The organism is Hyphococcus sp., assembly GCF_965228385.1.
Lineage (GTDB): Bacteria > Pseudomonadota > Alphaproteobacteria > Caulobacterales > Parvularculaceae > Hyphococcus.
The window spans coordinates 2,004,892-2,020,869 of sequence record NZ_OZ245810.1; the positions used below are offsets into that span (position 1 = coordinate 2,004,892).

A 15,978-nucleotide genomic window follows, 5' to 3' on the forward strand; every position below is an offset into this window, starting at 1 on the left:
TGCTCCCGTCCAGCGGTTCAGAGCGCTTTTTCGAACCACATGACGTTAATAAACCGGCCGAATTTGCGTCCGACCTCGTCAAGCGTCGCCACATGCCTGAACCCGAAGCGTTTATGAAGCGCCGCGGAAGACGGATTCGGCGCGGCGATCAGCCCGTAAGCGCGATGAACGCCGCTATTTTCCAGGGCCTTGAACAGCGCCGTATAAAGGGCCGCCCCGGCCCCTTTGCCATGGCAGACAGGATCGACGAACACGGATGTTTTGACCGATGTCGCGTAGCCGGCGCGCTGATCGAAAGGGCTGGCGCTTGCAAAACCGCAAATTTCGCCCTTCCCGGTTTCGGCGACAACAACCGGATAACGCAGATCGTCTTCGCGCGCCTCAAACCAGCGCCGGCGGTCGTCAAGGCTGAGTTCGACCGTTTCGAAGGTGACGGCCGTATCGCGAATAAACGGATTATAGACGCCGTTGATCCCGTCCGCATCATCAATGAGACCGCGCCTGACGGTGATTGGCGTCATGATCGCCGTCCCTCGCCGGCTGGCTGGCTGTCCGGCTGGTTTTGCGGTTGCGGGTTTAACAGCTGACGCAACACAGGCGGAACCGCCTTTGGCAAATCTTCAGCCGTCAGTCCCGGTCCTGCGGTCTGCCCGCAGGCGCCGTGAAACCAGACGCCCGCGGCGGCGGCGTCAAATCCGCTCATGCCTTGCGCCTTTAAGCCGGCGATGAAACCCGCAAGCACATCCCCGGCGCCGGCCGTCGCCAGGTCCGGCGGCGCATTCGCATTGATGATCGCCCTGCCGTCCGGCGCGGCGATAACTGTGTCCGGGCCTTTCAGAACAATAATGCATCCCGCGCGGGCGCTTGCCGCACGCGCCGTTTCGAGTTTGCCTGAGTCCGGTTGCGCGACGCCGGCAAAAAGCCGCGCGAATTCGCCGGTATGCGGCGTCAGCACATCATCCGGGCGCAGCGCGCTGAAAAGCGCGCCGGTATCGTCGGCGAAACTCGTCAGCGCATCGGCGTCCAGAACAGCGCCCGCGCCGCTTTTCAGGATGGTCAGCGTTTTATCGCGGGTTTCAGCGCCGACCCCCGCCGCCGGCCCGGCGACGGCAATGAGCCGGGATTTTTCGGACGCCTGCAAATGCGCTGCGATGTCTACCGCCGTGTTCGCCTCGCGCAGCATGATCGCCGTCAAATGCGCGGCATGCGCCGGCGCCGCCTCGCCCGGCGACAGCATGGTGACGAGACCGGCGCCGATGCGCAGCGCGCCCTGCGCCGCCAGCCGCGCCGCGCCGGTGTTCAACGCGCCGCCCGAAAGGCACATCACGTGACCGCGTCCATATTTATGATCCCGCCATGAAGGCCGGGGAAACGCGCCGCCCCAAATCGCCGGATGATTTTCAAACGTGTTCGCCGGATCACCCTCGGTAATGCCGATGTCGACGACATCCAAAGCGCCGCAGAGCGCGCGTCCCGGAAACAACAGATGCGCAGGCTTTTTGGCATGGAAGGCGACAGTGCGCGCCGCATTGATAGCGGCGCCGAGAACCGCGCCGTCATCGGCGCTGACGCCGGAGGGAATATCGACAGCCAGCACCGGCGCCGGATGCGCGTTGACGGCGTCGACCGCTGTCTTCGCATTGCCTTCCACAGCGCGCGACAGACCGGTCCCAAAGAGGGCGTCGATAATGAGCCCGGCGCCGTTCAACAATTGCGGCGCGAAAGGCGCGATGTCGCCTTCATAAAGGCCCGCCATCATTTTGGCGTCGCCCTTTAACTTGTCCCGGTCCCCGGCAAGCAGCACTTTCACCGGCCAGCCGGCCTCGGCGATAATGCGCGCCGCCACAAAGCCGTCGCCGCCATTGGCGCCCGGACCGCAAATCACGGCCACAGGCCGTTTCGACCAGGCCCGCATGGCGATCTCTGCGACGTGCTTGCCCGCCGTCTCCATCAAGGCGGCGGAGGCCAGCCCGCCATTGATCGCCGCCGCCTCTGCGGCGCGCATCTGATCGCTGGAAAAAACGGCTAGCGGGTTCATCTTGACACCTTTTATACGGCGCGCCCAAAACTATGTATTGTCGTAACAGACGCGAGACAGTTTGCGAAACGGATTCCGCTCATGAAAAAAATCGAGGCGATCATCAAACCTTTCAAACTCGATGACGTCAAAGAGGCGCTTCAGGATCTTGGCCTGCAGGGCATGACGGTGACGGAGGCCAGAGGGTTTGGCCGGCAAAAGGGGCATACGGAGCTTTATCGCGGCGCAGAATATGTCGTCGATTTTCTGCCGAAACTGAAAATGGAGCTGGTGGTTGACGATAATCTGGTCGAAAAGGCGGTCGAAGCGATAAAGACGGCGGCGCATTCCGGACGCATCGGCGACGGCAAGATTTTTGTATCGACCATAGACGACGCGGTGCGGATCCGCACGGGCGAGCGCGGCCGCGACGCCATTTAATTTTCTGATATCAGGAGCTTCCCCATCACCGGCGAGGATCGGATTTACGAGACCTTTGTAAAGGCGTTGGCGGACAGCGAACGCTTTGAAACACCCTATCGTCACTGGATTATTCGCGGCCTTTTTCCCGACGACATTTTTGACGACGTGAAAACGCTGGAATTTCCCGCCGCCGGCGTTGGCGGCGTTTCGGGCAAGCGCGAATTGCATAATGAAACCCGCCACTATTTCGACGCCGCAAATATTAAACGCCATGACAGCGTCGCATCGATCGCCCATGCCTTTCAGGCGCCCGAAATGGTCAGCGCCGTCGAAAAGTTTTTCAACGCTGATCTGGAAGGGACGTTTTTGCGGATTGAATACGCCCAGGACCTGACGGGCTTCTGGCTCGAACCGCATACCGATCTCGGCGTCAAGCGTCTTACCTTGCTGATATACGTCTCAGACAATCCGGCGCATGAAGATATGGGTACGGACATTTATAACGCCGACAAGACGCATGCGAAACGTTCGCCATTCGCGCCCAATACAGCGATGGCGTTCGTGCCGGGCGGCGACACCTATCACGGGTTTGAAAAGCGCGAGATTCCGGGCGTGCGGAAATCGTTGATTTTAAACTATGTCACCACCGACTGGCGCGACCGTGAACAGCTATGCTTTCCGCAGCAAACGGTGTCGCGGGCCTGAAGCATAGACGCCAAGGACTCAATGCCGGATTTATGTAAAACCACCACACCAATGAGGCGAGCGGCGGCGCAGCATTTTACAACCTATCTGTTGAATTCTTCAAAAAAAACCAGTGTCGGTGGATAGATATCCACCCCCTTTTGAACCTGCCCTATACTGCGCGGCAGTCCGGATATGGAGAGGCGTTGAGCTCGCCGTTTCTCAGCGGCCCGGATCGCGGCGCCCCGCGCGCAAAGGCGCGCAGGTTATAATTTGACCGCGTTCGCGGTCGGGCGGTTGGCGCCCCCCGTTACTCCAAATGCTTGTAATCCATGCGGACGGGGGATCGGACGCCAGCTTAGTCCCGGCCGTTAATTGGGGTTGGGGCCCCAATTCACCTGCAACCGAGCCCCCGGGTGAAACGCGCGGGAATGTTTCTTATGGGAGCAGGAACGCGCGCCGGCGGCATTCGGTTGGCTATGATGCATAAGCCGGCCCGCGCGCGAAGGCGCGCACGATATGATTAGACCGCATTCGCGGTCGGGAGGCGCAAAGCCTCTACTATTGTTATTGAAAAGAAAGTTTTGCGTCTCGCGCAATCTCTCCATCTTATGCATTCGCTTTCGCATGAAAGGCGGTGATGATGAAACTTGTTCGGACGGCTGAGGCGTTGCGCGCTCGCGCCAAAACTGAAAACCGACCGTCCGGGTGCTGTTTTGCGCGAATGTTAATTGAGCCGCACTCCGGATTTGAAATTTAAATATCCAGCGCATCCTGAACGAAAGCTGCGTTTTCCTGTATGAACTGAAAGCGCGCTTCAGCTTTCTTGCCCATCAGGCGGGAGACAAGGTCGCTGCTGGCGTCTTCCTTGTCTTCCGCGATAACGACCCGGGCGAGCGTTCTTGTCTCCGGGTTCATGGTCGTCTCTTTCAGTTGCGCCGGCATCATTTCGCCCAGACCCTTGAAGCGGCCCACATCGACTTTCTGCCCCGTCTTGAATTCGGATTTCAGCAGCTTGTCGCGTTCATCTTCAGACATTGCGTACACGGATTTTCCGCCGGCCGTCAGGCGAAAAAGCGGCGGCTGGGCGAGATAGAGCCGCCCGGCGCGGATCAGCTCCGGCATTTCCTGATGAAAAAACGTGATGAGCAGCGCCGCAATATGGGCGCCGTCTACATCGGCGTCAGTCATGATGATGACTTTTTCATAGCGCAGATTCTCGATATCGAACTTGGCGCCGATCCCCGCGCCAAGCGCCTGCGTCATGTCGGCGATTTCCTGGTTCGCCAGAATTTTATCGCGGCCGGCGGAGGCGACGTTGAGAATTTTGCCGCGCAGCGGGAGGATCGCCTGCGTCGCCCGATTGCGCGCCTGTTTGGCGGAGCCGCCGGCGCTGTCGCCTTCGACGAGAAAGATTTCGGTGCCGGTGCGGCTGGCTGAAGAGCAGTCAGCGAGTTTTCCCGGCAGGCGCAGCTTGCGCGTGGCGGCGGCGCGGCTGACTTCCTTTTCCTTGCGGCGGCGCTGGCGTTCTTCCGCCCGGTCGGCCACCCAGTCCACAAGTGCGCCCGCCTGTTTCGGATTCGACGCGAGCCAATGATCGAACGCCGGTCGCACCGTATTCTCAACGATACGCTGCGCCTCGCTGGTGGCGAGTTTATCCTTCGTTTGTCCCTGAAATTCCGGGTTGCGCACAAAAACGGAAAGCAGGGCGCCCGCGGTGCCGAGCACGTCTTCTGCGGTGACATTGGCTGCGCGCTTTACGCCGGCGATGTCGGCGTAGGCTTTCAGACCTTTTGTCAGCGCCGCGCGCAGACCCGCCTCGTGCGTGCCGCCTTCCGGCGTCGGCACGGTGTTGCAATAGGAATTGACGAAACCGTCTGCGTCGCCAAAGCCCGCTGCGCCCCAGACCACCGCCCATTCGACATTGCCATGTCCGCCTTCGTCCTTGCGCTCAACCTTGCCGGCGAAAATATCTTCGGTAACCGTCGGCTTCGAGCCCGCGAGCGTTTTCAAATAATCCGTAAGCCCTCTTTCGAAATGAAAGACGGCTTCCGAAGGCGTTTGATCCTTGATGAGGCCGGGCGCGCATTTCCAGCGGATTTCGACGCCGCCAAACAGGTAGGCTTTGGAGCGCGCCATTTTGAAAAGCCGGGCCGGCTTGAATTTGGGATTCGCGCCGAAGATCTTCGGATCGGGCGTGAACATGACCGATGTACCGCGCTTGTTTGGCGCGGGGCCGACCTTTTCAAGCTTCGTACGCGGTTGGCCTTCTGCGTAGGTCTGGCGCCACATGGTGCGCGCGCGGCAAACCTCGACGATCATGTCATGGGAAAGCGCGTTAACGACCGAAACGCCCACGCCATGCAGACCGCCGGATGTGACATAGGCCTTGCCCTCGAACTTGCCGCCCGAGTGCAGCGTCGTCATGATCACTTCCAGCGCGGATTTTCCCTTGAATTTCGGATGCGGGTCCACCGGAATGCCGCGGCCGTTATCCGTCACCTGCAGGTAGCCGTCATCATGCAGCTCAACTTCGATGCGCGTTGCGTGGCCGGCGACGGCCTCGTCCATGGCGTTGTCGAGCACTTCAGCGAAGAGATGATGCAGCGCCTTCTCATCGGTGCCGCCGATATACATGCCGGGGCGCTTACGGACGGGCTCGAGCCCTTCAAGCACTTCGATGTCTTTGGCGGAGTAATCGCCAAAAAGGTCGTCATCACCGCCGGAACCGCTTTTGCCGCCAGAACCCTTGCCGCGTCTTGCCATGAAACTCGCTACTGCGTTTTAATCGTTGTTGGAATGCGCCGGTCTAGCGCGGTTCCACGCCTTCCGCAAAGCCTTGGGGAAAAAATGTGCGGCCGGGTTTGCGGTATCAAGCGCGCAGCCATCCCTTGCGTTGTGATTTCAGTGCAAACCACACAAGGAATACGCCGATCGCGACGACAAAAGTTGGAAACATTACCGCCGAAGCGCCAAGCGCGCGCACCGCGTTCAATCCAAAAATGACATATCCCATTTGCACGATGATGGCGCCCAGCGATACGCCGAAAACCGGCGCGGCCCACTGTTTTCGCAGCAGCAACGCTATGGCGCCCAGCAGTCCGGTGAAAACGGCGATACCGTATACGATCATGAGCCAGGCGGGCGTATTTCCGCGCATATCCTGCTGCGCTTGCGGAAGGGTGGAGACGGTTTCTTCGCTCATCGCCGCATCCGCGATAAATGCGCCGACGCCTGCCAGGTTCCAAAGCAGAGCCAGCGCGGCGATGGCCCAGAACCATGGCGGTAGTTTCTCCGTATGCTGTATGTTCATTGTTCTCTCCCTCGATTTTGATATTTTGTTACGCCTGCGCGTAGGCTTTTTTCAGCCACGCTTTCACATCTTTATCGACGTCGCCGGGTTTTTCGAGACGGATCCTGTGACTCACCATGGCGTTAAAACTGCCGGATTTTTCCAGGCGTCCCTTGGCGGGCTCGTCCTTAAGGTTCACCCCCAGATCGACCCGTGTTTTTGTCGAAGGCTGGATCAGCGCAAACTGCTTATTTCTTCTGAGGCTGACATAGGTTTTTTTCGGCGCGATCTCTACCTCATTGCCGAGCGCTGTCGCCACTTTGATAAGCGCATCGTAAATCGGTTTTAATTCCGCTTTTGGGCCTGCGTACTGCGCTTCGACGAGGCCGGCGTCTCCGCCTTTTGCGCTTGCGGCGTCGCTCTTTAAATATTTATGTGCGACGAGGTTTGCAAAACCGTGCGTCAGGCCGTGTTGCGATTTCAGATATTTGACGACCCCGCCGTGTTTTTCTTCGCCGGATTTTTTTGCGATTGTGATCCATTGTTCCAGCGTCTTGCCGGTTTTTTCTTTCATATTGGCGATCATTGCATTCGCCATTTCTTCCGGTGACTGCGCCATCATGCGTTCTCCCTGTGATTATTCCGCTTTATCAAACGGCCAGTTTTCAGCGCTCATGGATTTCGGCGTTACCGGCGCCATGATTGAGAGCATTGCGAGCATCATGCGCGCCTGAAAAGTGACCTTTCCAGTTTCCACATAGGCTTTGAAATTTTCGACGATAAATTTCGAACCGCTGGCCATGGATTTTTCGCTTTTCGAACCCGCCAGCACATTTTCAGTGATCAATTGAAAGTCTGTGCCGCCGTCTTTTTCTTCCAGCAAATAGGTCACGATGGATGCAGGATCGGGTAAATTGGTCAGCCGGAAAGTCGTCACAAGTTTATGGGGCGGGTCCATTTCCAGAATACGGCCAATCACGGGGACCGCTTTTCCATTATTGGCGGAAATCCGATAAGGGTTGCCGGGTGAAAAATCAGGCGTATCCCAGCTGCCGTTCCAGAAAAACGGGCGGGGATTTGCAGCGTTTACGAGCTCGGACCAGACGGTTTCGACTGGCGCGGATATGAAGACACGATAGATTTCTTTATCCAGATATTTTTGATCGTTCATGACGATGTCTTCCCCTGTTTTTTTATGCCTGTGCTGGATTGCGCCGCCTCGGCGCGCGCTTCCGCGAGATATTTGATGCGTGTCAGCTGACCCGCCCAATAGGCGCTGTATTTCGTGGTCCAGCGTTCATGGATCATCTGGATTGGCGCTGCGTTGAAATAGAGCTTTCGCGTACGGCCGTCTTTTTCAGAAACGATAAGATTTGCGTCTTCAAGAACCGTCAGATGCTTCATGACCGCAATGCGGCTTACATCGAAGTCAGCGGCGAGCGCGCCTACCCCAATGCCCGGTTCTTCCTTCACAATATCCAGCATCCGTCGCCGACTCTCGTTTGCAAGCGCCTGAAAAACCGCATCCATATCGTTGCTTTTCATCATATGTAACTAATAGGTTACATATGATGAAAAGCAAGTCAATCACTCTTTTCGTAATATCAGCGGATTGGCGCTAAATATAGAGCCGGACGGCGCAGCTATGCATGGAAGGTCAGCGCTGGTGAATGCCCGCGGCGGTAACAAAGGCGGGCCGGCCTTGCACGGCGTTCAGTTATTGCGAAAGACGAGTATGCGGGCGCTGAAGAAGACGAAGCTGGCATAAATGCCGACGCTGAAAATTTGCGCGATATAAGGATTAACGTTGAGCACGTCCAAAAACAGATAAAGAGCGCCGAGATTCAACACAAAGCCGAGTACGCAAATCGCGCCATAGCCCGTGAGAGAGGATTTGACCGAAGCATCGCTTTGAAACGTCCAGCGCCTGTTCAGGGAATAGCTAACGCCGATTGCTGAAAGAAAACCAATGGCGTTTGAAAGTCCGGGCGAAAATTTGAAAACGCTCATGCATGTGAAGATCACGCCCAGTCCGATGCAGGTATTGAGAACGCCGACAAGACAATATCTTACAATTTGTACTATCATAACGGGGCTGGCGCGAAACAATCAAAAGTTCAAAAGCGGCTCCGTCTCTAGCTGAAAAAGGTAAATAACTTGCGGCCCTCACGTAAAAACCGGGTCCGCAGGACCCGGTTTTTTCAATTGGTAAATATTCCGCTTAAGCGGAATAATACATCGCAAACTCGACAGGATGCGGTGTCGTCTCAAACCGCGTCACTTCGGCCATTTTCAGATCGATATACGCCTCGATCTGATCGTCGTTGAAGACGTTGCCTTTTTTCAGAAACTCCCGGTCATGGCTGAGCGCGCTCAAGGATTCTCGCAAAGAGGCGCACACGGTCGGGATATCTTTCAACTCCTCCGCAGGAAGGTCGTAAAGGTCTTTATCCATCGGGTCGCCCGGATGGATTTTATTCTCAATGCCGTCCAGGCCGGCCATGAGCAGCGCTGCGAATGTGAGATACGGATTGCCGGACGCGTCAGGAAAACGCGTTTCAAGACGCTTTCCTTTCGGAGACCCGACCCAGGGTATGCGAACGGACGCAGAGCGGTTGCGCGCCGAATAGGCGAGCAGAACCGGCGCCTCGAAACCCGGTACAAGCCGTTTGTAGCTATTGGTCGTCGCATTGGCGAAAGCGTTGATCGCGCGGGCATGTTTGATGATGCCGCCAATATAGAAAAGACAGGTCTCGGATAGATCGGCGTACCGGTCGCCTGCAAATGTCGGCTGCCCGCCTTTCCAGATTGACTGGTGCACATGCATGCCGGAACCATTGTCGCCATAAATCGGTTTCGGCATGAAAGTCGCCGTTTTACCGTATTCGGCTGCGACCTGATGTACGACATATTTATACATTTGAAGCCGGTCGGCCATGGTTGTCAGGGTTGAGAACTTCATGCCCAGTTCATGCTGGGAGGGCGCCACCTCATGGTGATGCTTTTCAGGCTCCAGTCCCATTTCCGTCATGATAGCGAGCATCTGCGTGCGCATGTCCTGTGCGCTGTCCACCGGCGGCACTGGAAAATACCCGCCTTTCGGTCCCGGCCTGTGCGCCAGGTTACCGCCTTCGAAATCGGTGGAGCTGTTATACGGACCCTCAACGGAATCGACAGCGTAACCCATATTGTGCTGTTCCGTTGACCATCGCACATCGTCAAATACAAAAAATTCCGCTTCCGGACCGAAATACGCCGTATCGCCAATACCGGAAGATTTCAGATAGGCTTCCGCAGCTTTCGCCGTGGTGCGCGGATCGCGACTATAGGGCTGGCCTGTTGACGGCTCCAGAATATCGCAAAAAAGGGAAAGCGTCGGTTGCGCAAAAAACGGATCAAGAACCGCCGTTTCAGTATCCGGCATCAGGACCATGTCAGACTCATTGATCGCTTTCCATCCGGCGATGGACGAGCCGTCAAACATCTGCCCTTCAGAAAAGAAATCTTCATCGACCATCGACTGGTCAAAGGTGACATGCTGCCACTTGCCTTTTGGATCGGTGAAGCGGAGGTCAACGTATTTAATATTCTCGTTTTTGATTTTTTTGAGGATGGCGTCTGCGCTCATTGGAGAAGTGCTCCTGTTTTTTGTTTGTCGGCAGTGGCTCTGAAACCGAAGAAGGCCACCCCTTCCGGCGCTTCGCAAAACCACGTATGGGAACAGTGTGCGTTGAGAATCGTGTTTCACGCAAGAAAATATTGCATTGCAGCAAAAAATTTGACTGGACGGGCGCGGCGTGCGGATTTTTAGAGGAATTTTGGAAGAAAACGCTAAATCCACGCACCCTTTGTCTAAACTTTCTGGTCCGCGTAGTTTGTCGTTATGTGCGGTGCATTGAAACGGATGGCTGATTCTGATCCTGCCTGCAGTTCCGGCGACGGCCCCATAGACCTGAGCGATTTGTGGGTGCTGACGGACGGAAAAATTGGCGACGATGTTCAGTGCATCGCCGTTGCCCGAGCGATAAGCGGAAATTACGAAAAGCGCATCGTGACGCCGCGCGCGCCATGGCGCTTTCTGGCGCCGTGGGGTCCTGTTGATCCGCGCGAAGCGCCGGGCGCGCGAAACGGTCCCTTGCAGGGGCGCCCGCCGGCGATTGTCGTCGCCTCGGGCCGTCGCGCAATCCCGCATGCGCTGGCGCTGAAACGCGCCAGCGATCAGCATACAAAAATCGTCATCATGAAAGACCCGCGCTTCGGGCGCAGCGCAGCGGATGTGTTGTGGGCCCCGGCGCATGACCGGCTGACGGGCCCGAACGTCATCTCCACGCTGACATCGCCGCACGGGCTTTCGGAAAACATCGCCGCCTCCCGCACGGCGCCGGCAAGCGCAATCGCCGGACTGCCCAAGCCGTTTCTCGGCGTTGTGCTGGGCGGGCCATCGGGCGGGGCGCGCTATGATGTTCAGGCTGCAAATGAACTCGCCAAACGGATAAGCGCCGCTGGCGCAAACTTTTCTTCCATTGCAATTACGCCATCCAGAAGAACGCCCGCTGGTTTCATGCAGGCGATGGGTGAAATGGTCAAACATCAACATGTATTCTTATGGAACGGCGAGGGAAATAATCCGTATATAGATATTCTGGGCAACGCTGAGTCTTTGGTGGTGGCGGGGGATTCCCATAATATGGTGAGCGAAGCCATGGCGAGTTCGGCTGGCGTCTATGTCTGGCGGCCGGCGGGGCTGGCGCGCAAGTTGAGCTGGTTTGTCGACCAGCTTGAAAGGAAAGGGCATACAAGACCCTTTTCAGATCAGGCGCCGTCATTCGAACGCGAACCCATGGATGCGACGCCTGAAATCGCCGCGGAAATTCGCCGCCGCCTTTTGCGATGAATTGCGGTTTGTCATTCCAATAGCCTTTCCCCGCCGCGAAGGCGCGGCATAACAAGAAGTCACCGCGAAGGCGGGCAAATCAAGACTCCATCGCGAGCGCGCAACGCCGTAGCCTTCCGGACAAGTTTCATCGTCACCGCCTTTCATGTGAAAGCGAATGCATAAGGTGGAGAGATTGCGCGAGACGCAAAACTTTCTTTTCAATAACAATAGTAGAGGCTTTGCGCCTCCCGACCGCGAATGCGGTCTAATCATATCGTGCGCGCCTTCGCGCGCGGGCCGGCTTATGCATCATAGCCAACCGAATGCCGCCGGCGCGCGTTCCTGCTCCCATAAGAAACATTCCCGCGCGTTTCACCCGGGGGCTCGGTTGCAGGTGAATTGGGGCCCCAACCCCAATTAACGGCCGGGACTAAGCTGGCGTCCGATCCCCCGTCCGCATGGATTACAAGCATTTGGAGTAACGGGGGGCGCCAACCGCCCGACCGCGAACGCGGTCAAATTATAACCTGCGCGCCTTTGCGCGCGGGGCGCCGCGATCCGGACCGCTGAGAAACGGCGAGCTCAACGCCTCTCCGTATCCGGACTGCCGCGCAGTATAGGGCAGGTTCAAAAGGGGGTGGATATCTATCCACCAACACTGGGTTTTTTTGAAGAATTCAACACATAGATTGTAAAATGCTGCGCCGCCGCTCGCCTTGGCGTTGTGTGTGCAGCCGTTCAGAACTCAACATCGTCGGCGTCGATATGCGATGTCGAACCGTCTTCCTTTACCAGCGCCGCCGTGGTCAGCTTGTTGGTCTTGTCGTCCATGAGCGCCTGATACCGGTCAGAGACGGTGACGCCGCGCACGGGCCTGAGGCCCTGGCGCCATTCCTGCGCCTCCACCCGGCGATGCCAGGCGTAAGCCTGATCGAACGGGATGCCGCAATGATGGTTCATGAAGAGCGCGCATAGATTGGCGTTTTGCGCCGGGTGCGGGCCGCCCTGCTCCTTCAGGGTCGGCCAGAATTTTTGCTTGTCTTTCCTTTTCTGACGCTCTTCGAACTCTTCCGTACACGAAAAATAGCCGATCATGCGCATATAGCGGCAATAGGCGATGTTGAGCGTCGGGCATAATTCAGGGATGAGCCCGAAGACCTCCAGCTCGGCGCGGCTGACGCTGTCGAAATCCAGCGGATTGCGGTTGTCTTCGCTTTCAAGAATGTTGACGTCCATGGGCGCGGCCTCCTGCATACATCATCACGTCATTGGAGATGCGTTCGCAAGTCCGGAATTGTTTGTTGGGGACAATTAGAAGGCGCAATGGTTCTCAGTATAGCCCTACCGTTAAAAGTATAGGGATGTGTTCGCGTTAGGTCGTAAATTCACCGAAGCCGACTCGCCACGGCTTGACAATAGCGCACGCAAAACCGCAGGCGCCCTACTCTGACGTTGGTTAATCAATATTGGCCCTGCCAGTATGGAAAGCGTGGATACACATCATCGTATCGCCATCTGTTCCGCGCATACCAGTCATTAAATTCGGCCCAATACTCATTCCAGATTTTCATGTTTTGATAATAGTCGGTAACAGCCAGTTGATAGTCCGCAAAACATGTAAACATGCTCTGATACTCTTTCCATGTGGGAGAATTTCTTGATTTAAAAATCTGCGGCAATCGAAGATTGATCGTTTCATCCCATGAAGGATGTTCGGGCGAGCTTGCGAAGGGCGGCGGCGGATAATCATATTTCCAGCCCTCCCTGAAATCGGTCAGAATTTCTTGCTCCTCTATTAACAGCAAATTATTTCGCCATACAGATTGCACAATCTTCTCAACCTGCAAACGACTAGGTGCTCCATAGGGAAATAAATATGCCTTTTGCGCCATCGCAACAGCTGCAAGCGCAAGAATAAAAACGAACTGAGCTATAGTCTCTGTACAATTCAATCTTTTTACGAACAAAACACGAGCCAGCCAGGTGGCGGCGCATAGTCCAATAGCCACAACACTCCACTGATACAGCGATGCAAAGTTGAACCAGCCCGAAACCCAGATAATGGCGTACTCGCATTCCACGGTAATAACCGTGGTGAACATCAGCATAATCCAATAGATGAACCCGAACCCAAGTAAGAAAATCGTGAATGGCGAAATAGCAACGCCTTGCCACAAGCGCGTGGTGAGACTACTGCCTGCCAATTTTCGAATTCGAAACCCCATACCCCCTCCACCATAAAGATATGGTGACAAAGACTAACTTTGACAAGCGCTATACCGTTCTTAAATCGCACTGTTGACTTGCATGGGATGATTTGCATTTGAAATCGCTCTTGTGCGCACCGGCGGATAAAGCGGCGGAAATAAGGCGGGGCGCGCCAGCCCTGGAAATAATATTACATTTCAGAAAAGCCTGTTCCTGTGCGCTTTTACGCGTTTCCGCATACGGAACTTGGCGGGCACCTTCGTGTTTGTTCGCCGTAGTCTGTGAAAGGAAGTAACAATGAGACCGATCACAATTCTTTTTTCCGGCGCCGCCGCGGGCGCATTAGCGCTTTCGGCGTTCGCTATCGCCCATGACAAACGCGCAAGCGCCGAGCACGATGCGGCCGCCAGCGCAAGCGTTCAGCACGCCAATCTTGCCGACCCGGCGCACACGCAAGCGCAAGTCATTGCTGAGCTGGGACTGGAGTTTGACCCCGCCATGGTCAAAGGCATGACCTCGAACCAGATCAAGGACTGGGCCGACAAACGCGAGGACCGTGCGCGCGATCGCGCTGACGAGATACGCAATGCGGCCGACAAGACCGCCAACAATAGAGCGGATGAAGAGGCTATTGAAGACAACGCCGACGCCATCGCTGACGCGATCGAAGTCCAGGCGGAAGTCTTTGAAAAAGAAGCCGACGCCTATGCCTTGTTGCTGGAAAAGCGCCAGGACCGCAATGACGGCTTTGTTCGTAACGCCGCTGACGCGGTGGGAGACGTGGTCGTAGACGGCGCGGACGATATCGGCGACGCGGTTGAAGACACTGCCGACGATATTGCCGACGAAACCGACGATGTCGAAGACGATCTTGAAGACTAGACAGTCTCAACATTGTGTAGCGTAGCGAAACGGCGCTCCCTTTCCGGTTGGGTGCGCCGTTTTGTTATATATGCAGCGCGTGCCCTAACGTCCTCAACGCCGATTCCTGGAACGCTTCGCCGAGAGTCGGGTGCGCGTGGATCGTGCCGGCGATGTCCTCCAGCGTCGCGCCCATTTCGATGGCGAGACCGAAAGCGGTCGAGAGTTCGGAAACGCCCCGCCCCACCGCCTGCACGCCAAGCACGAGATGATTATCCTCCCGCGCGACGACGCGAATGAACCCCTCCTCCGCCTCCATGGACATGGCGCGGCCATTCGCCGAGAAGGGGAAGTTTTGTGTTTTAACATCGTAGCCTGACGACTTCGCCTCTTGGGCGTTGAGCCCCACATCGACAATTTCCGGGTCGGTGAAACACACGGCGGGAATGGCGCGCTTGTCCCAGCGGCGGTTTTCGCCGGCGATGATTTCCGCGACCATCTCACCCTGCGCCATGGCGCGGTGCGCAAGCATCGGCTCGCCGGTGACATCGCCGATGGCGTAAATGCCGGTCATGGATGTCTGGCACATGTCGTCGATTTTGATGTACCGCCCGTCCATGTCGAGGACGAGGTTGTCGCGGCCCCAGCCTTCGGTCTTCGGCGCGCGCCCGACGGTGACAAGAATTTTGTCGGCCTTGACGGTCTGCGTTTCGCCCTCCGCCGTTTCAACCTGAAGCCCCTCTTTGCCGGCGGCTTTCGCCTTTGCGCCGAGCATCACTTCGACACCGAGGCGTTTCAGTGTTTTCTCCACGGGCCGGGTCAGTTCCTTGTCCCAGGCGGGCAGGATCTTTTCCATGGATTCGACGACCGTCACGTTCGATCCCAGCTTGGCGTACGCAATGCCAAGCTCAAGACCGATATAACCGGCGCCGACCACGGCGAGATTTTCCGGCGGCGCATCGAGCTCGAGCGCTTCGGTTGATGAAATCACCTTGTCGCCGAACGGCATGAACGGCAGCTCAACCGGAACCGAGCCCGTCGCAATAATCACATGCTCGGCGCGGATGCGGCAGTCTTCATCGCCGCCTTTCACGTCGACCGTGCGCCCGTCGACAAACGTCGCCCAGCCGTCGATGGCGCGCACCTTGCTTTTTTTCAGGAGCCCGCCGACGCCGCCGGTGAGGCGTTTGACGATGCCGTCTTTCCAGAGGACCGTTTTTTTCAAATCGATTTCCGGCGCGCCCGCCTTGACGCCAAGCTGGGAGTCGCCGGCGAAATGCAGCGCTTTCTCGAATTCATCCGCCGCGTGGATCATCGCCTTTGACGGAATGCAGCCGACATTGAGGCACGTGCCGCCGTGATACTGTCCCTCGACAATCACGGTATCGAGCCCCAGTTGCCCGGCGCGGATTGCCGCCACGTAGCCGCCCGGGCCCGCGCCGATTACCAGAAGTTTGCATTGAATGTCTTGCATCTTTTCCGCCTGTATCTTTCCGTAGTCTTCTGCTCATCCCGGCTCTTCATCCTGAGGAGCAAAAATCACTTCGTCCTTCGCGACGTTCGCTTCGCTCACCCTCAGGATGAAGTGATTTTGGCGTCTCGAAGGATGCCGGGATG

General features: G+C 56.9%; 16 protein-coding genes. 4 read left to right on the top strand and 12 right to left on the bottom strand.

What is annotated here, in order from left to right:
* Nucleotides 1-17: 17 nt before the first annotated feature.
* Together ACQK2Q_RS09465 and ACQK2Q_RS09470 are read right to left on the bottom strand one after the other, a co-directional pair.
* Nucleotides 18-521, bottom strand: coding sequence for an N-acetyltransferase family protein (locus ACQK2Q_RS09465; RefSeq protein WP_425409496.1), 504 nt, complete (start codon nucleotides 519-521; stop codon nucleotides 18-20).
* Nucleotides 518-2,038: an NAD(P)H-hydrate dehydratase gene (locus ACQK2Q_RS09470; protein ID WP_425409497.1), complete on the bottom strand. Its 1,521-nt coding sequence runs from the start codon at nucleotides 2,036-2,038 to the stop codon at nucleotides 518-520. The genes ACQK2Q_RS09465 and ACQK2Q_RS09470 overlap by 4 nt, the downstream gene beginning before the upstream one ends.
* Before the next feature lie 81 nt (nucleotides 2,039-2,119).
* Here ACQK2Q_RS09470 and ACQK2Q_RS09475 point away from each other — a divergent pair, with 81 nt between their 5' ends.
* Nucleotides 2,120-2,458, top strand: a complete 339-nt coding sequence (locus ACQK2Q_RS09475) for a P-II family nitrogen regulator (protein ID WP_425409498.1) — start codon at nucleotides 2,120-2,122, stop codon at nucleotides 2,456-2,458.
* Nucleotides 2,459-2,524: 66 nt separating this feature from the next.
* Nucleotides 2,525-3,145, top strand: coding sequence for a 2OG-Fe(II) oxygenase (locus tag ACQK2Q_RS09480; protein WP_425409499.1), 621 nt, complete (start codon nucleotides 2,525-2,527; stop codon nucleotides 3,143-3,145).
* A 735-nt stretch (nucleotides 3,146-3,880) separates the two neighbouring features.
* Here ACQK2Q_RS09480 and parE read toward each other — a convergent pair.
* The 7 genes from parE to glnA form a co-directional block, all read right to left on the bottom strand.
* Complete coding sequence (parE, locus tag ACQK2Q_RS09485) at nucleotides 3,881-5,890, bottom strand: DNA topoisomerase IV subunit B (protein WP_425409500.1); 2,010 nt, start codon at nucleotides 5,888-5,890, stop codon at nucleotides 3,881-3,883.
* 106 nt (nucleotides 5,891-5,996) lie between these two features.
* Nucleotides 5,997-6,437: a hypothetical protein gene (locus tag ACQK2Q_RS09490; RefSeq protein WP_425409501.1), complete on the bottom strand. Its 441-nt coding sequence runs from the start codon at nucleotides 6,435-6,437 to the stop codon at nucleotides 5,997-5,999.
* A gap of 28 nt (nucleotides 6,438-6,465) precedes the next feature.
* Nucleotides 6,466-7,038 (bottom strand): DUF4287 domain-containing protein, encoded by a 573-nt coding sequence (locus tag ACQK2Q_RS09495; protein WP_425409502.1) that lies wholly within the window; start codon nucleotides 7,036-7,038, stop codon nucleotides 6,466-6,468.
* A gap of 15 nt (nucleotides 7,039-7,053) precedes the next feature.
* A complete protein-coding gene (locus ACQK2Q_RS09500) occupies nucleotides 7,054-7,587 on the bottom strand; it encodes an SRPBCC domain-containing protein (RefSeq protein ID WP_425409503.1) in 534 nt (177 codons plus the stop codon).
* Nucleotides 7,584-7,964, bottom strand: a complete 381-nt coding sequence (locus ACQK2Q_RS09505) for an ArsR/SmtB family transcription factor (RefSeq protein ID WP_425409504.1) — start codon at nucleotides 7,962-7,964, stop codon at nucleotides 7,584-7,586. The genes ACQK2Q_RS09500 and ACQK2Q_RS09505 overlap by 4 nt, the downstream gene beginning before the upstream one ends.
* Nucleotides 7,965-8,129: 165 nt before the next feature.
* Nucleotides 8,130-8,504 (bottom strand): GtrA family protein, encoded by a 375-nt coding sequence (locus tag ACQK2Q_RS09510; RefSeq protein WP_425409505.1) that lies wholly within the window; start codon nucleotides 8,502-8,504, stop codon nucleotides 8,130-8,132.
* 133 nt (nucleotides 8,505-8,637) lie between these two features.
* Nucleotides 8,638-10,044 carry a type I glutamate--ammonia ligase gene (gene glnA, locus ACQK2Q_RS09515; protein ID WP_425409506.1) on the bottom strand — a complete coding sequence of 469 codons (1,407 nt, stop codon included), beginning with the start codon at nucleotides 10,042-10,044 and terminating at the stop codon, nucleotides 8,638-8,640.
* Between the two features lie 276 nt (nucleotides 10,045-10,320).
* On the opposite strand from glnA, the gene ACQK2Q_RS09520 reads away from it, so the two are divergent.
* Nucleotides 10,321-11,310, top strand: coding sequence for a mitochondrial fission ELM1 family protein (locus tag ACQK2Q_RS09520; RefSeq protein ID WP_425409507.1), 990 nt, complete (start codon nucleotides 10,321-10,323; stop codon nucleotides 11,308-11,310).
* Nucleotides 11,311-12,030: 720 nt separating this feature from the next.
* Here the strand turns inward: ACQK2Q_RS09520 and ACQK2Q_RS09525 are convergent.
* Nucleotides 12,031-12,528 carry a hypothetical protein gene (locus tag ACQK2Q_RS09525; protein WP_425409508.1) on the bottom strand — a complete coding sequence of 166 codons (498 nt, stop codon included), beginning with the start codon at nucleotides 12,526-12,528 and terminating at the stop codon, nucleotides 12,031-12,033.
* Between the two features lie 224 nt (nucleotides 12,529-12,752).
* A complete protein-coding gene (locus tag ACQK2Q_RS09530; protein WP_425409509.1) occupies nucleotides 12,753-13,517 on the bottom strand; it encodes a hypothetical protein in 765 nt (254 codons plus the stop codon).
* A 280-nt stretch (nucleotides 13,518-13,797) separates the two neighbouring features.
* Between ACQK2Q_RS09530 and ACQK2Q_RS09535 the strand changes: the two genes are divergently transcribed.
* On the top strand, nucleotides 13,798-14,382 hold the full coding sequence (locus ACQK2Q_RS09535) for a hypothetical protein (RefSeq protein ID WP_425409510.1): 585 nt from the start codon (nucleotides 13,798-13,800) through the stop codon (nucleotides 14,380-14,382).
* A gap of 64 nt (nucleotides 14,383-14,446) precedes the next feature.
* On the opposite strand, the gene lpdA is transcribed toward ACQK2Q_RS09535, so the two are convergent.
* The gene (gene lpdA / locus ACQK2Q_RS09540; RefSeq protein WP_425409511.1) at nucleotides 14,447-15,835 is read right to left on the bottom strand and encodes a dihydrolipoyl dehydrogenase; all 1,389 of its coding nucleotides are present in this window, start codon (nucleotides 15,833-15,835) and stop codon (nucleotides 14,447-14,449) included.
* Nucleotides 15,836-15,978 lie beyond the last annotated feature (143 nt).

Coding starts and splice junctions, on each gene's coding strand:
- ACQK2Q_RS09465 (WP_425409496.1), bottom strand. CDS start 521: ATGACGCCAATCACCGTCAGGCGCGGTCTCATTGATGATGCGGACGGG.
- ACQK2Q_RS09470 (WP_425409497.1), bottom strand. CDS start 2,038: ATGAACCCGCTAGCCGTTTTTTCCAGCGATCAGATGCGCGCCGCAGAG.
- ACQK2Q_RS09475 (WP_425409498.1), top strand. CDS start 2,120: ATGAAAAAAATCGAGGCGATCATCAAACCTTTCAAACTCGATGACGTC.
- parE (WP_425409500.1), bottom strand. CDS start 5,890: ATGGCAAGACGCGGCAAGGGTTCTGGCGGCAAAAGCGGTTCCGGCGGT.
- ACQK2Q_RS09490 (WP_425409501.1), bottom strand. CDS start 6,437: ATGAACATACAGCATACGGAGAAACTACCGCCATGGTTCTGGGCCATC.
- ACQK2Q_RS09495 (WP_425409502.1), bottom strand. CDS start 7,038: ATGATGGCGCAGTCACCGGAAGAAATGGCGAATGCAATGATCGCCAAT.
- ACQK2Q_RS09500 (WP_425409503.1), bottom strand. CDS start 7,587: ATGAACGATCAAAAATATCTGGATAAAGAAATCTATCGTGTCTTCATA.
- ACQK2Q_RS09505 (WP_425409504.1), bottom strand. CDS start 7,964: ATGATGAAAAGCAACGATATGGATGCGGTTTTTCAGGCGCTTGCAAAC.
- ACQK2Q_RS09510 (WP_425409505.1), bottom strand. CDS start 8,504: ATGATAGTACAAATTGTAAGATATTGTCTTGTCGGCGTTCTCAATACC.
- glnA (WP_425409506.1), bottom strand. CDS start 10,044: ATGAGCGCAGACGCCATCCTCAAAAAAATCAAAAACGAGAATATTAAA.
- ACQK2Q_RS09520 (WP_425409507.1), top strand. CDS start 10,321: ATGGCTGATTCTGATCCTGCCTGCAGTTCCGGCGACGGCCCCATAGAC.
- ACQK2Q_RS09525 (WP_425409508.1), bottom strand. CDS start 12,528: ATGGACGTCAACATTCTTGAAAGCGAAGACAACCGCAATCCGCTGGAT.
- ACQK2Q_RS09530 (WP_425409509.1), bottom strand. CDS start 13,517: ATGGGGTTTCGAATTCGAAAATTGGCAGGCAGTAGTCTCACCACGCGC.
- ACQK2Q_RS09535 (WP_425409510.1), top strand. CDS start 13,798: ATGAGACCGATCACAATTCTTTTTTCCGGCGCCGCCGCGGGCGCATTA.
- lpdA (WP_425409511.1), bottom strand. CDS start 15,835: ATGCAAGACATTCAATGCAAACTTCTGGTAATCGGCGCGGGCCCGGGC.